Annotated in this window: 16 protein-coding genes; 10 read left to right on the top strand and 6 right to left on the bottom strand. The window is 71.1% G+C overall.

Going from position 1 to position 16,780, the window contains the following annotated elements:
• Positions 1 to 11: 11 nt before the first annotated feature.
• The gene (locus tag ACTWQC_RS20110) at positions 12 to 890 is read right to left on the bottom strand and encodes a chitosanase (RefSeq protein WP_443317111.1); all 879 of its coding nucleotides are present in this window, start codon (positions 888 to 890) and stop codon (positions 12 to 14) included.
• A 346-nt stretch (positions 891 to 1,236) separates the two neighbouring features.
• On the opposite strand from ACTWQC_RS20110, the gene tgmA reads away from it, so the two are divergent.
• Positions 1,237 to 1,428: a putative ATP-grasp-modified RiPP gene (tgmA, locus tag ACTWQC_RS20105; RefSeq protein ID WP_443317110.1), complete on the top strand. Its 192-nt coding sequence runs from the start codon at positions 1,237 to 1,239 to the stop codon at positions 1,426 to 1,428.
• Positions 1,429 to 1,439: 11 nt separating this feature from the next.
• Positions 1,440 to 2,381 (top strand): ATP-grasp ribosomal peptide maturase, encoded by a 942-nt coding sequence (gene tgmB, locus ACTWQC_RS20100; protein WP_443317109.1) that lies wholly within the window; start codon positions 1,440 to 1,442, stop codon positions 2,379 to 2,381.
• A 45-nt stretch (positions 2,382 to 2,426) separates the two neighbouring features.
• Here tgmB and aceB read toward each other — a convergent pair whose 3' ends face one another.
• Entirely contained in the window at positions 2,427 to 4,049 is a 1,623-nt protein-coding gene (gene aceB / locus ACTWQC_RS20095; protein ID WP_443317108.1) for a malate synthase A, read from the bottom strand.
• Positions 4,050 to 4,551: 502 nt separating this feature from the next.
• On the opposite strand from aceB, the gene ACTWQC_RS20090 reads away from it, so the two are divergent.
• On the top strand, positions 4,552 to 5,736 hold the full coding sequence (locus tag ACTWQC_RS20090; protein WP_443317107.1) for a methyltransferase domain-containing protein: 1,185 nt from the start codon (positions 4,552 to 4,554) through the stop codon (positions 5,734 to 5,736).
• A 60-nt stretch (positions 5,737 to 5,796) separates the two neighbouring features.
• On the opposite strand, the gene ACTWQC_RS20085 is transcribed toward ACTWQC_RS20090, so the two are convergent.
• Positions 5,797 to 6,426 (bottom strand): nucleotidyltransferase family protein, encoded by a 630-nt coding sequence (locus ACTWQC_RS20085; protein ID WP_443317106.1) that lies wholly within the window; start codon positions 6,424 to 6,426, stop codon positions 5,797 to 5,799.
• A 149-nt stretch (positions 6,427 to 6,575) separates the two neighbouring features.
• Between ACTWQC_RS20085 and ACTWQC_RS20080 the strand changes: the two genes are divergently transcribed.
• A complete protein-coding gene (locus ACTWQC_RS20080; protein ID WP_443317105.1) occupies positions 6,576 to 6,977 on the top strand; it encodes a DUF5955 family protein in 402 nt (133 codons plus the stop codon).
• Between the two features lie 148 nt (positions 6,978 to 7,125).
• On the opposite strand, the gene ACTWQC_RS20075 is transcribed toward ACTWQC_RS20080, so the two are convergent.
• Entirely contained in the window at positions 7,126 to 7,956 is an 831-nt protein-coding gene (locus tag ACTWQC_RS20075; RefSeq protein WP_443317104.1) for an IclR family transcriptional regulator, read from the bottom strand.
• Positions 7,957 to 8,316: 360 nt separating this feature from the next.
• Between ACTWQC_RS20075 and allB the strand changes: the two genes are divergently transcribed.
• The 3 genes from allB (at position 8,317) to ACTWQC_RS20060 (ending at position 11,573) form a co-directional block, all read left to right on the top strand.
• Positions 8,317 to 9,669 (top strand): allantoinase AllB, encoded by a 1,353-nt coding sequence (gene allB, locus ACTWQC_RS20070; RefSeq protein ID WP_443317103.1) that lies wholly within the window; start codon positions 8,317 to 8,319, stop codon positions 9,667 to 9,669.
• Positions 9,666 to 10,814 carry an allantoicase gene (gene alc / locus ACTWQC_RS20065; RefSeq protein ID WP_443317102.1) on the top strand — a complete coding sequence of 383 codons (1,149 nt, stop codon included), beginning with the start codon at positions 9,666 to 9,668 and terminating at the stop codon, positions 10,812 to 10,814. Before allB ends, alc begins: the two co-directional genes overlap by 4 nt.
• Before the next feature lie 153 nt (positions 10,815 to 10,967).
• Positions 10,968 to 11,573, top strand: coding sequence for an HhH-GPD-type base excision DNA repair protein (locus tag ACTWQC_RS20060; RefSeq protein WP_443317101.1), 606 nt, complete (start codon positions 10,968 to 10,970; stop codon positions 11,571 to 11,573).
• A 103-nt stretch (positions 11,574 to 11,676) separates the two neighbouring features.
• Here ACTWQC_RS20060 and ACTWQC_RS20055 read toward each other — a convergent pair whose 3' ends face one another.
• Together ACTWQC_RS20055 and ACTWQC_RS20050 are read right to left on the bottom strand one after the other, a co-directional pair.
• Positions 11,677 to 12,678 (bottom strand): alpha/beta hydrolase, encoded by a 1,002-nt coding sequence (locus tag ACTWQC_RS20055; protein ID WP_443317100.1) that lies wholly within the window; start codon positions 12,676 to 12,678, stop codon positions 11,677 to 11,679.
• A 243-nt stretch (positions 12,679 to 12,921) separates the two neighbouring features.
• The gene (locus tag ACTWQC_RS20050) at positions 12,922 to 13,482 is read right to left on the bottom strand and encodes a GNAT family N-acetyltransferase (RefSeq protein WP_443317099.1); all 561 of its coding nucleotides are present in this window, start codon (positions 13,480 to 13,482) and stop codon (positions 12,922 to 12,924) included.
• Between the two features lie 329 nt (positions 13,483 to 13,811).
• Between ACTWQC_RS20050 and ACTWQC_RS20045 the strand changes: the two genes are divergently transcribed.
• The 3 genes from ACTWQC_RS20045 to ACTWQC_RS20035 all read left to right on the top strand — a co-directional run bounded on the left by ACTWQC_RS20045 (position 13,812) and on the right by ACTWQC_RS20035 (position 16,746).
• Complete coding sequence (locus ACTWQC_RS20045) at positions 13,812 to 14,219, top strand: PPOX class F420-dependent oxidoreductase (RefSeq protein WP_443317098.1); 408 nt, start codon at positions 13,812 to 13,814, stop codon at positions 14,217 to 14,219.
• Positions 14,220 to 14,371: 152 nt separating this feature from the next.
• Complete coding sequence (locus ACTWQC_RS20040) at positions 14,372 to 14,797, top strand: ribonuclease domain-containing protein (protein WP_443317097.1); 426 nt, start codon at positions 14,372 to 14,374, stop codon at positions 14,795 to 14,797.
• A 530-nt stretch (positions 14,798 to 15,327) separates the two neighbouring features.
• A complete protein-coding gene (locus ACTWQC_RS20035) occupies positions 15,328 to 16,746 on the top strand; it encodes a glycoside hydrolase family 30 protein (RefSeq protein WP_443317136.1) in 1,419 nt (472 codons plus the stop codon).
• The last annotated feature ends 34 nt before the right edge of the window (positions 16,747 to 16,780 follow it).

Here is a 16,780-nt window from a genome sequence, read left to right as displayed (position 1 = left end):
CGGCCGGGCGGTCAGTCGATGTGGTAGCTGTCGCCGTAGACCTTCCAGTCCAGCGGGGTGTCCAGATTGAGGTTGCCGTCGTTGAGGAAGACCCGCTGGGCCGTGTCCACCCGGCTGGTGTCGCTGTGGGCCTCCTCCTGCTTCATGGCCCACACCCGCGCGTCGAGGAAGGCGTGCAGGTACTTCACCTCGTCGCCGCCCTCGGACGGGGGCTTCGCCTCGGCGAGGGCCTTCTCGCGGATCGAGCCGAAGCTCGTCTCGTCGTCGCCGTCGCCGTGCATCACGATCGCGTCGTAGTACGCGAACTGGCCGAGCGTCCCGATGCCGTCCTCCTTCCCCCGGCTGACCGCCGGGTTGAAGTAGACCCGGTCGCGCTCGTCGTCCTGCGCCTTCGTGAACTCCGGGTCCTGCGCGGCCTTCTCCCAGTCGCCGGTGAACGTCGGGTCGAGGCCCTCGTGCGAGTCGCTGCCGTTCACCTCGCGCAGCGCGGGCAGGTACTTGGCGAGGACGTTGTCCGGCTTCCGCTGGGTGTAGAGCTCCACCAGGTCCAGCATGTCGCCGGTGCCGGAGCAGAAGCCGATGATGCCCGCCGTGTAGCCGCGGCCGTCGCCGATGTCCTCGATGTACTTGTACTGCGCCTTCCAGTCCAGCGAGGAGTTCTCCGCGCTGGACACCAGCTTCATCGCTATTTCCTTCTTCTCCGGGTCGTCGAGCCCGGAAGCCGCCTGGGCGGTCTGCTCCTGCTCCTGCGCCCGGGACTGGGCCGCGGGCTTCCGTTCCTCGGTCGCGGCCGTCGTGGCCACTGCCGTGGCCGGGATCGCGAGCAGGGCCAGGCCGAGCAGGAGACGCGAGGCGGACCGAAGTCCCTTGCCGGTCGAGCGGGTTCGCATAAGTCCTCCGGTGGGGGGTTGTTGTGGCCGGCGAACGAATCGTTAGGAACCTTTCCTATCAGGCTCCGCCGCGGACGTATACCCGTCAAGTCCCGGAGCGTTCGACCTGTGGGTGAAACCCGTACCGCCTCTCGCCCCTCTTTGAGGGCGAGCGGCTTCGCGAGGAAGCCGGAAAAACTACCCAGAGCCGTGAAACAACTACGTTTACCCGTACGTTCTATTACGTGCGGGGGGGTCGGCGGACTTCAGCTGCCGGCCCGATGAACCCGGACGCGCGCCGTCGCGTCTGAAGGGAGGGTCGTGGAGAGACGCCGGCGCCCCTCCCGGGCACAAGGAGGAGAAAGTCATGCGACCGTTCGCGTTGAATTACGCCCGTCCGGCCGTGCACCCACCCGCCGTGACCCCCTACGCCTACGAATCCACGCGGCAGTTGAACGTCCTGTCCGACGGGCGCCCTGCCATCGAGGACCCCGCGGTGCTGCTCGCGGCCGGCACCACCACCTCCACCGCGGGTTCCAAGACGCACTTCGACGACTGACCGACCCGCCCATGACCGTGCTGGTCCTGACCTGCGAAGAGGACGTGACCGCGGACATGGTGGTGTCCGCGCTGAACGCATCCGGAGTCCCGGTCGTACGCCTCGATCCCGCCGACCTCCCCGGCGACGTCGCCCTGTCGGCCGAGTACGTCCAGGGCGACTTCCACGGGCACCTGTCGAGCGGCGGGCGCGTCGTGAGCATGAACGGCCTGCGCTCGATATGGATCCGAAGACCCGGCGCGCCCGGAGCGCACGCCGTCGAGCAGTCCGCCTGGCTCACGGCCGAGTCCACACAGGCGCTGTACGGAACGCTGAGTTGCACCGCGGCGCGCTGGATGAATCACCCCAACGCGGCCGCGCAGGCCCGCTACAAGCCGTGGCAGCTGCATGTCGCCCGGCACAGCGCCTTCGCCGTGCCCCCGACCCTGATCACCACGTTTCCGCAGGTGGCGCGCGAGTTCGCCGGCCGGTACCCGGACCTCGTCGTCAAGTCGGTCTCCGGAGCACACCCCAGCGACCCGCCGTTGGCGCTGCCCACCACCCGTATCGAGCCGGACGCGGACTTCGCGGAAGTCGCGGCCGGCCCCACCCTTCTTCAGCAACTCGTACCCAAGCGCGCGGACATCCGGCTGACCTGTGTGGGCGACGCGCTGTTCGCGGCCCGGAAGGCGGCCGACCCCGACCAGGTGGACGGGCGGTTCACCGAGAACGGCCACCCCTGGGAGCCCACCGAACTGCCCGCCCGCATCGGTCCTGCCGTCCGCGCCTACATGCACACCGCGCGGCTCGCCTACGGCGCTTTCGACTTCGCCGAGGACGAGGACGGCACCTGGTGGTTTCTCGAGTGCAACCAGGGCGGGCAGTTCGGCTTCATCCAGCTGGAGACCGAGCAGCCCATCGCCGAAGCCGTCGCCGCCTGGCTGGCCACCGGCGCCGCCCGGCAGACGGCTTGACAGAGAGGCCTGACAAGGGTCTGACAGGCCCTGAGAGGGGGCGAGTCAGGTCAGCAGCTCGTACGCGGGCAGGGTGAGGAAGTCCGCATAGTCCTCATCGAGCGCGACCCTGAGCAGCAGGTCGTGCGCCTGGCGCCACATGCCCGCCGCGAACGCCTCCTCGCCGATCTCCTCGCGGATCGCGGCCAGTTCCCCGTCCGCGACCCTGCGGACCAGCTCCGGCGTGGCCTTCTCGCCGTTCTCGAAGGCGACGCCCGCGTTGATCCACTGCCAGATCTGGGAGCGGGAGATCTCCGCGGTCGCCGCGTCCTCCATCAGGTTGAAGATGGCGACGGCGCCGAGCCCGCGCAGCCACGCTTCGATGTAACGGGTGCCCACCTGCACGGCGTTGCGCAGCCCCTCGTACGTGGGCCTGGCGTCCAGCGACGCGATGTCGGTCAGCTGCTCCGCCGTCACGTGGACGTCCTCGCGCAGCCGGTCCTTCTGGTTCGGCTTCTCGCCGAGGACCGCGTCGAAGGAGGCGCGGGCCACCGGCACCAGGTCCGGGTGCGCCACCCACGATCCGTCGAAGCCGTCCCCGGCCTCGCGGTCCTTGTCGGCCTTCACCTTCTCCAGCGCCCTGGCGTTGACCTCGGGGTCGCGGCGGGAGGGGATGAACGCGGCCATGCCGCCGATGGCGTGGGCGCCGCGCTTGTGGCACGTACGGACCAGGAGTTCGGTGTAGGCGCGCATGAACGGGGCGGTCATGGTCACCGCGTTGCGGTCCGGCAGGACGAACCTGGGTCCGCCGTCACGGAAGTTCTTGACGATGGAGAACAGGTAGTCCCAGCGGCCCGCGTTGAGCCCGGAGGCGTGGTCGCGCAGCTCGTAGAGGATCTCCTCCATCTCGTACGCGGCGGTGATCGTCTCGATCAGCACGGTGGCGCGGATGGTGCCCTGCGGAAGGCCCACGTAGTCCTGCGCGAAGACGAAGACGTCGTTCCACAGGCGCGCCTCGAGGTGCGACTCGAGCTTCGGGAGGTAGAAGTACGGGCCTTTGCCGAGGTCGATCAGGCGCTGCGCGTTGTGGAAGAAGTAGAGCCCGAAGTCGACGAGGGCGCCGGGGACCGCACGGTCGCCTACGCGTACGTGCCGCTCGTCCAGGTGCCAGCCGCGCGGCCGCATCACGACGGTCGCGAGCTCCTCGGCGGGCTTCAGGGCGTACGTCTTGCCCTCGGGGCCGGTGAAGTCGATCCGGCGCTCGTAGGCGTCGATCAGGTTGAGCTGGCCGAGGACGACGTTCTCCCAGGTGGGAGCCGAGGCGTCCTCGAAGTCGGCGAGCCAGACCTTGGCGCCCGAATTGAGCGCGTTGATGGTCATCTTGCGGTCCGTGGGGCCGGTGATCTCCACGCGCCGGTCGTCGAGCGCGGCGGGCGCCGGGCCGACCTTCCACTCGCCCTCGCGGATGTGCGCGGTCTCGGGCAGGAAGTCCAGGGCGCTGGTCCTGGCGATCTCGGCACGGCGCTCCTTGCGGAGCGCGAGGAGCTCGTCACGGCGGGGGGTGAACCGCTGGTGGAGTGCGGCGATGAAGGCGAGGGCCGCGTGGTTGAGGACCTCGCCCTGCCGTGCCGGTGCCCGGCCGGGATCGACGTCGACGACGGCCGGCTGCGACGGCGCTGGTGCGGGCATGAGCTGTCACTCCATTCAGCGGTCGGTGCCCGGAGGGCCGCGGGATCACCGGCGGGCGGCACGGGGTGCCGTCGGCTCCGGATGCGGTCGCGGGCGCCGCCTGAGGTTCAGGGCGCTTCTGACCAGTGGAGAATAGTTTCCTCATGGTGGAAGTTCAAGGTCTGTTGACGTCGAGATAATTTTTTCGGTGATCCACGGGACCTCGGGTGGCTCTGAGTGCCACTCTTCAAGACTGTCCTCGCTGAACCCCTGCCGCCAGGCCTCGTTGGGCCGCGGGCGGCCGTAATTGACGCGACCGCGCGGCTGCGCCGCTGCTAGCCTCCGACCCGTGATCTTCTTCTTCCACCTGCGCTGAGTGCCGTCGGCGAAGCGAGGAATCCCCGTCGCCGACGAGGCGGGACGGCGCAGCGCCGTCCCGAGTCCTGACGTGGGAGAAGAACGACACCATGCGCAAGCGCGCGCTCCTTCTCACCGCCCCGCGTCCCGGCACCGCCTCCGTCTCGTGACGGCGGCGCGCCTGGTGGCGCGGTGCGTACGCGGTCTCGAGACGGCCGTGGCAGCCGAGATCCTCGAGCGCGGACTCGGCGTGATCACCCATCTGGGACACCGGGAGGTGCACTTCCGCACGTACCGGCCTGCGCGTTGTTGGGTTGCACTGCGGACCGCGGACGACGTGTTCCTGCTCGCCGCCCAGCTCCCGGACATCGGGCCGGGCAAGGCGGCTGTCGAGGGCCTCGCCGAGCTCGTCGCCCTGACCGATACGGCCGCGCTCCTGCGGCAGCGACGGGACGGCGAGCGAGCGGGTGTGCCCACCGGTGTCGAGGTGTCGGCTTCCTTCCTGGGGAAGCGCAACTTCAACCGGTACGACGCCGAGGACGTCGTCGGCCGGGTCCTGGCGAGGCGGCTGGGGGTCGGTTACCACGCGCGGCGCGGGGGCGTCGCGCCCCCCGCGGATCACAGCGGATGGCGGCTGACCCTGGACGGTGAACGGGCAACGCTCATGCTGCGGATCGCCGACCGGCCCCTGCACCGGCGGGCCTACAAGCGCTACGCGCTCCCGGGCACCCTGCATCCTCCGCTGGCCGCGGCCATGGCCCGGATGGCCGACTTACGGGCCGGGCACCGGGTGCTCGATCCGTGCTGCGGGGCGGGCACGCTGCTCATCGAGGCGGAACAGCTGCAGCCGGGGGCCCGGTTCAACGGTTTCGACGTGGATCCGGAGGCGGTGCGGGCGGCGCGGGCGAACGCGGCGGACTGCCGGGACATCGCGGTCCGCCGGGCCGATGCGGGCGAACTGCCGCTGCCCGACGGCAGTGCCGACCGTATGGTGTCCAACCCGCCCTGGGGCGCCCAGGTCGGCGCACAGGGCCTGCTCGCCGGGGGCCTGTCGCGCTGGTGGGCGGAGCTGCGAAGGGTACTCGCTCCCGGTGGCCGAGCCGTGGTCCTGCTCCCGGACACGGCCGAACTCCCGACCGCCATCCGGCACCAGCTGACGCCGGTTCACATCCAGCAGGTCCGGCTCTCCGGCGCCCGGCCATACGTGGTCCAGCTCGAGGCGGGGGAGGGGCGAGCGCGGGAGCGGCGAACGCGGCAGGAGCGAGTGCGGCAGGGGCAACCCCGGCAGGGGCAGCCGCGGAGGGGAGGCGGAGGCACCCGCGTCCGGCGCGGACGGACGGGACCCGGTTAGGAAGGTCCGGCGGATCAGGGGAGAAGCCCGCCGCGGGCGTCCTGGTCCGCCGGACAGGTCCTAGTCGAGGAGCCTCAAGTCCTCCGGAGTGTCGATGTCGTCGGGCGCCGCGATGTCCGAGCAGTCGACGAGTGCGATCTCCGCCTCGTGCTGCCGCAGATACGCCCGCGCGCCCTGGTCGCCCGCCGCGACCGCCGTGATCCCGGGCCAGCGGTCGGCGCCGAACAGCACCGGGTGGCCGCGCCGCCCCCCGTACGACGCTGCGGCCAGGCTCGACGGCGACTCGTACGACGCCCGCACGCGTGCCACCGCGTCCGCGCCGATGCCCGGCTGGTCCACGAGCGCGACGACCACCGCCCGCGCGCCCGTACCGGCGAGGGACGCCAGGCCGGCGCGCAGCGAAGAGCCCATCCCCGCCGCCCAGTCGGGGTTGTCGACGAGCACGCAGCCCGGCAGCCGGGCCCTGGCTCGTACGGCGTCGGCGGAGGCGCCCAGCACCACGTGCACGGGGGAGCAGCCGCCCTCGCGCAGCACGCGCGCCGCGTGCTCGACCAGCGGCCGTCCCCGGAAATCCAGCAGGGCCTTGGGCCGTCCGCCCAGCCGCCGGCCGCCGCCCGCGGCCAGCAGCAGTCCGGCGATCCGGGGGTCGTACGCAGCGGAATCGGACGCGCCGCTCGCGGAAGGTCTCATGCGCCCTGCATATACCGCATCAGTCTCATGGGCTGAATTTCGCCCTCCGTGTGGCGCTCGGTGCGGAGAGTGGCGTTAACTGATCCGCGGCCTCTCGCGCAGGCGCAGCGCGCCGTGAGGCCGGAGGGAGTCCGGGAGGGGAGGGCAGCGTGGGGCTGAGCAACCAGATGGTCCGCGGCAGGCCGACGGGCACCGCGGCGGCGGAGGGCGCCGTAGCAGTGGAGCAGAGGCAGACGGCCGACACCGGCCGCGACCCGGGGACGGAGGTGGACCCACGGGTGATGGAGCTGTGCGCGGCCGTGTCCCGGCTGCGCCGGGAACTGGCGAGTCATCCTGCGGACTTGCCGGACCGTGGGGTTGCCGAGGACGAGCTCGCGGCCCTGGACGCGATGGCCCGCTCCGGTGCGCCCGAGGTGCCCCGGCTGCGCCGCTCCCTGCTGCTGGTCACCGGTGCGCTGGGCTCGGTGAGCGCGCTGGCACCGGCCCTCTCCGACATGCGCCGGGTGATCGACAGCTTCAGCGAGCTGCCCTGCCCGCGCCCCGGCGACTGAACCCGCGCCCCGGTGACTGAACCCGCGCCCCGGTGACTGAACCCGCGCCCCGGCGACTGAATCGCCGGGGCCGCACCGGCAGTCGGGCGGGCCGCTACCCGGGGCTGCGGACCGACGGCACCGGTCGGTGGCGCAGCACGCCACGGCCTCAGAGCGCGCCGCCGTTGCCGTTGCCGTTCCCGTTCCCGCTGCCCGTGCTGGCCAGTGCGACCGACAGGTCGGCCGCGACCTCCTGCAGCAGTGGCACGATCTTCTCCGTGGCCACCTCGGTCACCCGCCCGGCAGGACCCGAGATCGAGATGGCGGCCGCCGTCGGCGAGTCCGGTACGGAGACCGCGAGGCACCGGACCCCGATCTCCTGCTCGTTGTCGTCCACCGCGTAGCCGACCTCGCGGACGCGCTCCAGCGCCTGCAGGAAGCCCTCGGGCGTGGTGATCGTCTTCTCGGTGGCGGCAGGCATGCCCGTGCGTGCGAGCAGCGCCCGCACCTCCTCGTCCGGCGTGTTCGCCAGCAGCGCCTTGCCCACACCCGTGGAGTGCGGCAGCACGCGGCGGCCGACCTCGGTGAACATCCGCATCGAGTGCCGCGACGGAACCTGTGCGACGTACACCACCTCGTCGCCGTCGAGCAGCGCCATGTTGGCCGTCTCGCCGGTCTCCTCGACCAGCCGCGCCAGGTACGGCCGGGCCCAGGTGCCGAGCAGCCGGGACGCGCTCTCGCCGAGGCGGATCAGCCGCGGGCCCAGCGCGTAGCGGCGGTTCGGCTGCTGGCGTACGTAACCGCAGGCCACCAGGGTGCGCATCAGCCGGTGGATGGTGGGCAACGGGAGCCCGCTGCTGGTGGAGAGCTCGCTCAGCCCGACCTCGCCGCCCGCGTCGGCCATCCGCTCGAGCAGGTCGAAGGCGCGCTCGAGGGACTGCACGCCGCCCGTGGCGGCGGGCTTGGCAGAGGCGGAGGTGCTGTCGCTGGACGGCGGCACGTCGCGTTCCTTTCGGGGCTCGGGTCCCGCCCAGGCGAAGCTCTGGGGGAGAGTCACCGGTCACCGCGTGGGGGTAGCACGCGGCATGACCGGCAGAAGGGCAGCTTACCGGGGACCGGCGATCTCCACATGGGCCTTGACCCAGCGTTCGCGCCGGTCACGGGCTGTTTTCCGGCCAGCCGGGCCGGTCGGTGGCGCGGTCGGGGACACGTCCATGGGACGTCACCATGTTTCGATGAGCGAAATCCCTCTCCCATTTCGTGGAAACCTCTGCATCGCGGGCAGGCCTTGACGGGCGCTGGGCCCGCGTAAAAGACTTCCCTTCAACAGAACGTTGAAAATGGGTGGAGAGGGGCCCGGGTGTCAGAGGTGGACCTGGTACTGCGCTCGCGGCGCGTGATCACCCCCGAGGGCAGGCGCGCGGCGGCGGTCGCCGTCACCGGCGGCAGCATCGAGGCGGTGCTGCCGTACGACGCCGAGCCGCCGGCCGGCGCCTGGTTCGAGGACTTCGGCGACGACGTCCTGCTCCCCGGCCTCGTCGACACCCACGTGCACGTCAACGACCCCGGCCGCACCGAGTGGGAGGGCTTCTCCTCCGCCACCCGCGCCGCCGCGGCCAGCGGCGTCACCACCCTCATCGACATGCCGCTCAACAGCATCCCGCCCACCACCACCGTCCAGCATCTCGGCCTCAAGCGGGACGTCGCCCGCGCCAAGTCCCATATCGACGTCGGCTTCTGGGGCGGCGCCGTCCCCGGCAACGTCAAGGACCTCAAGCCTCTGCACGACGCGGGCGTCTTCGGCTTCAAGTGCTTCCTGCTGCACTCCGGCGTGGACGAGTTCCCCCAGCTCACCCCGGCGGAGCTGGAGGAGGCCATGGGCGAGATCGCGAGCTTCGGCGGGCTGCTGATCGTCCACGCCGAGGACCCGCACCTCATCGAGGGCGCGCCGCAGACTCCCGGGCCCCGCTACGCCGACTTCCTCGCCTCCCGCCCGCGCGCCGCGGAGATCACCGCCATCGAGGGGCTGATCGCCCTCGCGCGGCGCCTCCACGCGCGCGTGCACATCCTGCATCTCTCCTCCTCCGACGCCCTGCCGCTGATCGCCGCCGCCAAGCGCGAGGGCGTACGGCTGACCGTCGAGACCTGCCCGCACTACCTGACCCTGACCGCCGAGGAAGTCCCCGACGGCGCCACCGAGTTCAAGTGCTGCCCACCCATCCGCGAGGCGGGCAACCAGGACGCGCTGTGGCAGGGCCTGGCCGACGGCACGATCGACTGCATCGTCTCCGACCACTCGCCCTCCACCCCCGACCTCAAGCGCTTCGACACCGGCGACTTCGCCCAGGCCTGGGGCGGCATCTCCTCCCTCCAGCTCGGCCTGCCCGCCATCTGGACTGAGGCCCGCAGGCGCGGCCGCGGACTCGAGGACGTCGTGCGCTGGATGTCCACCGCCCCTGCCGAGCTCGCCGGGCTCCGGAACAAGGGCGCCATCGAGGCGGGCCGCGACGCCGACTTCGCCGTTCTGGCAACCGACGAGACCTTCACCGTGGATCCCGCGGACCTGCACCACCGCAACCGGGTCACCGCCTACGCCGGGCGCACGCTGCACGGCGTCGTACGGTCGACCTGGCTGCGCGGGCGGCGGATCGCCGACCACGGAACGACCGCAGAGCCCACCGGCCGACTCCTCGAGAGGGAGCACCACTCATGACCGCGGACATCCCCCGCTTCACCGGCGACGCGAGCCCGTACGGCGGCGGCGACCCGTACGCCGACTACCGCAGCGCCGACTTCCCCTTCACCCACCTCGCGGACCTCGCCGACCGCAGGCTGGGCGCGGGCGTCATCGCCGCGAACGACGAGTTCTTCGCCGAGCGAGAGAATCTGCTGAAACCCGGGCCGGCCCACTTCGACCCCGAGGCCTTCGGCCACAAGGGAAAGATCATGGACGGCTGGGAGACGCGGCGCAGGCGCGGCACGGACGCCGCGACACCGCACCCGGTGGACGAGGACCACGACTGGGCGCTCGTACGGCTCGGCGCTCCGGGCGTCATCCGCGGCATCGTCGTGGACACCGCCCACTTCCGCGGCAACTACCCGCGGGCCGTGAGCATCGAGGCCACCGCGGTCGACGGCTCGCCCTCGCCCGACGACCTCCTCGCCCCCGACGTGACCTGGACCGAGATCGTCCCCCGTACGGCCATCGGCGGCCACGCCGCCAACGGCTTCGCCGTCGACGCGCCGCAGCGCTACACGCACCTGCGCGTCAGCCAGCACCCCGATGGCGGCATCGCCCGCCTCCGGGTGCACGGCGAGGTCGCCCCCGACCCGGCGTGGCTCGCCTCCCTCGGCACCTTCGATGTGGTGGCCCTGGAGAACGGGGGCGCGGTCGAGGACGCCTCCGACCGCTTCTACTCGCCGCCCACGAACACCATCCAGCCCGGGCGGTCGCGGAAGATGGACGACGGCTGGGAGACCAGACGCCGCCGCGACAAGGGCAACGACTGGGTCCGCTACGCGCTCACCGAGCAGGCCGAGATCCGCGCCGTCGAGATCGACACGGGCTGTCTGAAGGGCAACTCGGCGGGCTGGGCGGCCCTTTACGCGCTGGACGCATCGACGGGCGCCGACCCGTCTGACCACGCCTCCCCGGCCTGGACGGAGATCCTGCCGCGCACCCGGCTCCAGCCCGACACCGTGCACCGTTTCGCCCTCGACGCACCGGCCCCCGCCGCCACCCACGTCCGTATCGACATCTTCCCGGACGGCGGCATCGCCCGGCTGCGGCTGCACGGCTCGCTGACGGCGGAAGGCGGGAAGCGGCTGGCCTCGCGGCACGAGGAGCTGGGCGGGTGAGGTCCTACGGCTGACGCCGCGCTGCGGGGTCTTACGGCTGACGCCCGCGCCGTGCGGGTGAGGACTTACGGCTGACCCCCGCGCCGTGCGGCCTCGGTGTCCCTCGGTGTGCTGGGGTCGCGGAGGCACCGCACCAAGGGAGACCATGGCCCCATGAACACCACAGTCCGGCTCGCGCAGCAGCCCGAGGCCGACGAGCTGCTCGGCCGCAGCCCGCTGGCCGCCCTGATCGGCATGCTGCTCGATCAGCAGGTCCCCATGGAGTGGGCTTTCACCGGCCCCTACACCATCGCCACGCGCCTGGGCGGCGAGGACCTCGACGCGCACGAGATCGCCGCCCAGGACCCCGAGGCGTTCGCCGAGCTCCTCTCGGCCAAGCCCGCCGTGCACCGCTACCCCGGCTCCATGGCCAAGCGGGTCCAGCAGCTCTGCCAGTACCTGGTCGACCACTACGACGGCGACCCGGAGGCGCTGTGGCGCGACGCCGCCACCGGCAAGGAACTCCTCGACCGGCTGAACGCCCTTCCCGGTTACGGCAAGCAGAAGTCCCAGATCTTCCTCGCGCTGCTGGGCAAGCAGTACGGCGTGACGCCGGAGGGCTGGCGCGAGGCCGCGGGCGCGTACGGCGAGGTGGGCTCCTACCGCTCGGTCGCCGACATCACAGGACCCGAGTCGCTGAGCAAGGTCCGCGCCTTCAAACAGGAGGCCAAGCGCGCCGCGAAGGCCGCCAAGCCCGCCAAGCCCGCCAAGAATCCCTGAATCCCGATCTCCGGGTCGACGGTCCGCAGCCCCAACCCACCGCAACGACGTCCCAACTCGCCCCGGGCGACTACGCGTTCGCGTTCAGCGCGTCGTCCGGTGATCAGCCCCTGCTTGCTGCGCCTGCTGTGCCTGCCGCGCCCGTGCCGAGGGCGGCGCGCAGGAGGGCCGTGGCCTGGTTGATGGCGGCGTCGGCGGCCTGCGTCTCGCGCAGGTCGTTGAGCATGACGAAGTCGTGGATGATCCCGGCGTAGCGCGTCGCCGTGACCGGGACTCCGGCTTCGCGGAGCTTGGCGGCGTACGCCTCGCCCTCGTCGCGCAGGACGTCCGCCTCGCCCGTGATGACCAGGGCGGGCGGCAGGTCGCGGAGCTGCTCGGTGGTGGCGCGCAGCGGCGATGCGGTGATCTCGGCCCGCTGGTCCGGGTCGGTCGTGTACTGGTCCCAGAACCACTGCATGCCGTCCCGGCGCAGGAAGTAGCCCTCGGCGAACTGCTGGTACGACTCGGTGTCGAAGTTCGCGTCCGTGACGGGGTAGAAGAGCACCTGCTCGGCGAAGGAGACGTCGCCGCGTTCCTTGGCCATGAGGGTGAGCGCGATGGCCATGTTGCCGCCCACGGAGTCGCCGGCCACGGCGATACGGGAGGCGTCGAGCCCCTTGGCGGCCCCCTCGCGCGATATCCACTGCGCGACCGCGTAGCACTCCTCGATGGCGACGGGGTAGTGCGACTCGGGGGACCGGTCGTACTCGGGGAAGACGACGGCCGCGTTCGAGCCGACGGCCAGCTCGCGGACGAGGCGATCGTGGGTGTGGGCGTCGCCGAAGACCCATCCGGCGCCGTGGATGTAGAGCACGGCGGGCAGGGTGCCGGTGGCACCGGCGGGCTTGACGATCCGGATCCTGACGCTTCCGGTCGGGCCGCCCTCGACGGTGATCCACTCCTCGTCGACGGGGAGCTTGGGGATCTCGCCGGCCTGTACGTCGTCCACGGTCCTGCGGCCCTCGTCGGGGCCGAGGTCGAACAGATACGGCGGGTTGGCGGTCGCCTGGGCGAACGCGGCGGCCGCCGGCTCGAGAACGGGGGTTGTGCGCGCGTGATGAGGCATGGTGATCGCTTCCCTCGCGGAAGGGGACGGTTCTGATGCGGCGCATCTCCGGGCCGGGGGGAGCGGTCGGGCCCGGAGGGCAGGGGCAGCGGCGTGCTGCCTGTCCGGACGCGCGATTTTCAGTGCGCTACGTGTCCAATCGTGCTACGGATCGGCCGGGCCCGCCCGCCGAGGGGCCGCGCGGCCCCGGCCGCCGGATTGGCCGGTGCTCGGGTGCCGTGCCGGGTCGCGCGGGTGTCCGGGTCACACGTCCCGGCGCATGCACATGCGCGGCCAGCGGTCCAGGCGATGGGCGGCCTCCCGCTCCCGGATCGCGTACAGACCGGGCGTGAGCGCGCTCTCGTCAAGGCGCCGGAAGCCGCAGCGTACGTAGTAGGGCGCGTTCCAGGGCACGTACGCGAACGTGGTCAGGGTGAGGGCGGGCACGCCATCGGCCACGGCACGGCGGGCGAGATGATCCAGCAGCGACCGCCCGACGCCGCGGCGCGCGAAGTCCGGATGCACGGACACTTGCTCGACGTGGAGGTTGCCGTCCACGGGTTCCGCGATGAGATAGGCGACGGGCCGGTCGGCCGGGTCGGCTGGATCGGTCGGGTCGGCTGGATCGGTCGGGTCCGTTGGGGCGGCCGCGGCGGCCGCGACCCAGGCCAGCCCGGCCCGCTGGTACCGCGCCAACTCCCCGAGCGGGAGCGGGTCATCGTCGGCGATCTCCGCCATCCCGATCTCGCGAAAGCACCGCCCGGCCGCTCTTTCGATGTCCTGGAGGACGGCGAGTTCGCCGATGCGGGCTGCTCGAATGCGCATCGGGTCATTGTCCCGGGTGCGGCGGGTGCCTTCCACCCGGAATGCGTGCGGTGCCGGTGCGGGCCCCGTCCCAGCCACGCCGGGGGGCGCGGTGGTCGCCGTCGGCACTGGGGGGCGCCGTTGCTACGCGCCACGGAACCGAATGTCGTCCAGCGCGACGTGTTCCGCTGCGGTGAGCGATGGAGCGACGGTGGCGTTGTCGAGCGCCATCGCAGCTCCCTTTTCCGCTGGAATTTCCGTCGCCGTGCGGAACGTTCTGACTCACGCGCCCCTCAGGGGGTGTCGCAACTCTGCGAACCCATCCACATCGCACGATAAGGACTCTGACTGTGGCAGCGGGCCTCTCGGACGACCTGAAGAAGTACCTCGACGACTCACGGGCCTTCGCGACCGTGGCAACCGTATTGCCGGACGGGCGGCCGCACTTGACGGTCGTCTGGATCAAGCGCGACGGCGACGATCTGCTGTTCTCCACGACCGTGGACCGGCAGCAGGGGAAGAACGTCGCTCGTGACCCCCGTGTCACCGTGATGATCAACCCGCCCGAGAACCCGTACACGTGCGCCGAGGTCCGCGGGACCGCCACCGTCACCCCGGACAGCACGAAGCAGTTGCTGAACGACTTGGCGGTCAAGTACACGGGCCAGGACTACGCCACGTTCAGCCCGGCCTCGAAGGACGACGGAGAGCGCGTCGTCGTGCGCGTCACCCCGGTCAAGGTCACCGGCCGGCTCTGACCGCCACGACACCGCGACCGCGACCGCATGGGGCCCTGCTGCGCGGGCCGCCCGCTGCGACGTTCACAGGTGCAGCTTTCCTGTGAACTCCTTGGAAACTTCATTGACTTGGCGTTGACATGACATGCTCTACGCGCGTCATGCTGGAGGACATGCGAATCCCCCCACGAATCGCCAGGATCGGCGCCCTCGGCGCCCTCGCATCGACCCTTCTCATCGGCGGCCCGGCCCTCGCCTCGGCCGCCCCCGGCCCCTCGGTCGCGCACACGCAGGTCGCCCCGTCCGCGGCCGCGGTCGGCGACATCTGCTACACGGCTCTGCCGTCCGAGGCGCACGACACCCTCGACCTGATCGAGGCCGGTGGCCCGTACCCGTACCCGCAGGACGGCACCGTCTTCCAGAACAGGGAAGGCATCCTGCCCGACCAGGACACCGGTTACTACCACGAATACACGGTGAAGACCCCCGGGTCGCCGGACCGCGGTGCGCGGCGCATCGTCACCGGTGAGGCGGCCGAGGAGGACTACTACACCGCCGACCACTACGACTCGTTCGACCTCGTCGACTACAGCTGCTGATCTGCGGATCGGCAGATCCGCAGACTCGCAGCACGTCCACCGACCGCGGCGGCCGCCCCCCCCACCAGCGGCCGCCGCCTGGTGCTATCTCCCGGCATTCGCCGTCCGCCCTGCGTCAACCGCGAGCTCTGACCTTCGCTGCGTCCGAGGTCATGAGGGGCGCGAGGCCCGGCACCGCCGCCACGACGCCGGCGTAGATCTCGTGGCCGTCGCCTGAAGTTCCTTCATTGTTCGAAGCCTTGACGACCCTTCGCCGCATCAGTTAAATCAAGACATGAATTAAGGGCGGGCCAAGGGCCGGCCTGCAACACCTCAGCCCTCATCGTCGCGATCCTTGACTTGGCAGGGGCATGCCACCCGACCCCACTCCTGCCAGGTTCTCCACGAGGGGCCGCGACGCCTCCCCCACCAACAGAGCTGAGAGGCAGAGCGCAGTGATCAACCATCGCTCTCACCGCTCCTGTTCGCGCCCCCGCAGCAGACCCTGGCTGCGCGGCAGCCTCATCCTCGGGCTCGCAGGACTGCTGCCGATGGCCGGGCTCGCGGTGTCCTGGCCCGCCGGTGCCGTGGAAGAGACCGTGAACGTCTGGCTCACCACTACGGACGACTCGGGCGGCCGGCACGTCGTCCGCGGCCTGGAGCGGCAGAAGCCGACCGCCTTCACTTCCGGCTCCAGGAGCGACGGCCGGTCCGTCACCGTCGACGAATCGACGCGCTATCAGCGGTTCTCCGGCGGGGGTGCCTCCTTCACCGACACTGCCGCCTGGCTCATGAACAGCAGCGGAGCACTCAGTGACACCACCCGCGATGCGACCATGCGCAAGCTGTTCGACCCGCAGTCCGGTATCGGCCTGAGCTTCGTCCGCAACCCCATGGGCGCCTCCGATCTCGCCCGCGGCGACTACACGTACGACGACATGCCCGCGGGGCGGACCGACCCCCGCCTCGAGCGCTTCTCCGTCGAGCATGACCTCGCCGACATCCTGCCCCTCACCAGGCAGGCCATCGGGCTCAACCCCGACCTCACCGTCATGGCCTCTCCCTGGAGCGCCCCCGGCTGGATGAAGGACAACGACAGCCTCGATCAGGGGTGGTTGCAAGCGCGCTACTACGGCACTTACGCCACGTACTTCGTCAAATACATCAAGGAATACGCGGCGCGCGGCGTCCCCGTGGACTACGTGTCCGTGCAGAACGAGCCCACCTGCTGCGCCGGTTACCCGTCGATGCAGTGGAACGGCTCCGGCCTGCACTACTTCACCAAGAACAACCTGCTGCCGGCGCTGCACAGGGCAGGTCTTTCGACCAAAGTGCTGGCCCTGGACTGGAACTGGGACCAGTACGACGGCTACGGCGCCCCTGTCGTTCGCGACGCCGCCATCCGCGACGACCCACTCTTCGGCGGCTTGGCCTGGCACGGCTACGGCGCCGGCGACGTCACCGCCCGGACGCGTCTGCACGACACGTACCCGTCCGTCGACGCCTTCGACACCGAGCACTCCGGCGGCACCTGGATCGCCGACCAGCACCGCGAGGACATGCGGAACCTCATCGACTACACGCGCAACTGGGGCCGCAGCTGGGTCAAGTGGAGCCTCGCCGTCGACCAGAACCACGGCCCGCACAACGGCGGCTGCGGGACCTGCACCGGCCTGCTCACCGTGCACAACGGCGACGGGCGGCACGGCCGGGTCGACTACACGATCGAGTACTACACGATGGGCCATCTCACGAAGTTCGTACGGCCGGGAGCCCATCGCATCTCGTCCACCGCCGGCGACCGGCTGCCCAATGTCGCCTGGCGGAACCCGGACGGCTCCAAGGCGCTGATCGCATACAACGACGCGGACAGCGCCCGGTCGCTCGCCGTCAACTGGGGCGGCCGGCACTTCACGTACAGCATCCCCCCACACACCTCCGCCACGTTCACCTGGACCGGCGACCAGTGACGCCGGACGACTGAAGTGACGGGCCGGTGAAGAA

The sequence above is a fragment of the Streptomyces sp. 8N616 genome (genome assembly GCF_052246385.1).
Taxonomy (GTDB): Bacteria; Actinomycetota; Actinomycetes; order Streptomycetales; family Streptomycetaceae; genus Streptomyces.
Note: the sequence above shows the minus strand (reverse complement) of the source record. Positions and strands in the feature narration are given on the sequence as shown.

Coding starts and splice junctions, on each gene's coding strand:
- ACTWQC_RS20050 (WP_443317099.1), bottom strand. CDS start 13,482: ATGCGCATTCGAGCAGCCCGCATCGGCGAACTCGCCGTCCTCCAGGAC.
- ACTWQC_RS20110 (WP_443317111.1), bottom strand. CDS start 890: ATGCGAACCCGCTCGACCGGCAAGGGACTTCGGTCCGCCTCGCGTCTC.
- alc (WP_443317102.1), top strand. CDS start 9,666: ATGACCGCGGACATCCCCCGCTTCACCGGCGACGCGAGCCCGTACGGC.
- ACTWQC_RS20060 (WP_443317101.1), top strand. CDS start 10,968: ATGAACACCACAGTCCGGCTCGCGCAGCAGCCCGAGGCCGACGAGCTG.
- tgmB (WP_443317109.1), top strand. CDS start 1,440: ATGACCGTGCTGGTCCTGACCTGCGAAGAGGACGTGACCGCGGACATG.
- ACTWQC_RS20085 (WP_443317106.1), bottom strand. CDS start 6,426: ATGAGACCTTCCGCGAGCGGCGCGTCCGATTCCGCTGCGTACGACCCC.
- ACTWQC_RS20040 (WP_443317097.1), top strand. CDS start 14,372: ATGCGAATCCCCCCACGAATCGCCAGGATCGGCGCCCTCGGCGCCCTC.
- aceB (WP_443317108.1), bottom strand. CDS start 4,049: ATGCCCGCACCAGCGCCGTCGCAGCCGGCCGTCGTCGACGTCGATCCC.
- tgmA (WP_443317110.1), top strand. CDS start 1,237: ATGCGACCGTTCGCGTTGAATTACGCCCGTCCGGCCGTGCACCCACCC.
- ACTWQC_RS20055 (WP_443317100.1), bottom strand. CDS start 12,678: ATGCCTCATCACGCGCGCACAACCCCCGTTCTCGAGCCGGCGGCCGCC.
- ACTWQC_RS20035 (WP_443317136.1), top strand. CDS start 15,328: ATGGCCGGGCTCGCGGTGTCCTGGCCCGCCGGTGCCGTGGAAGAGACC.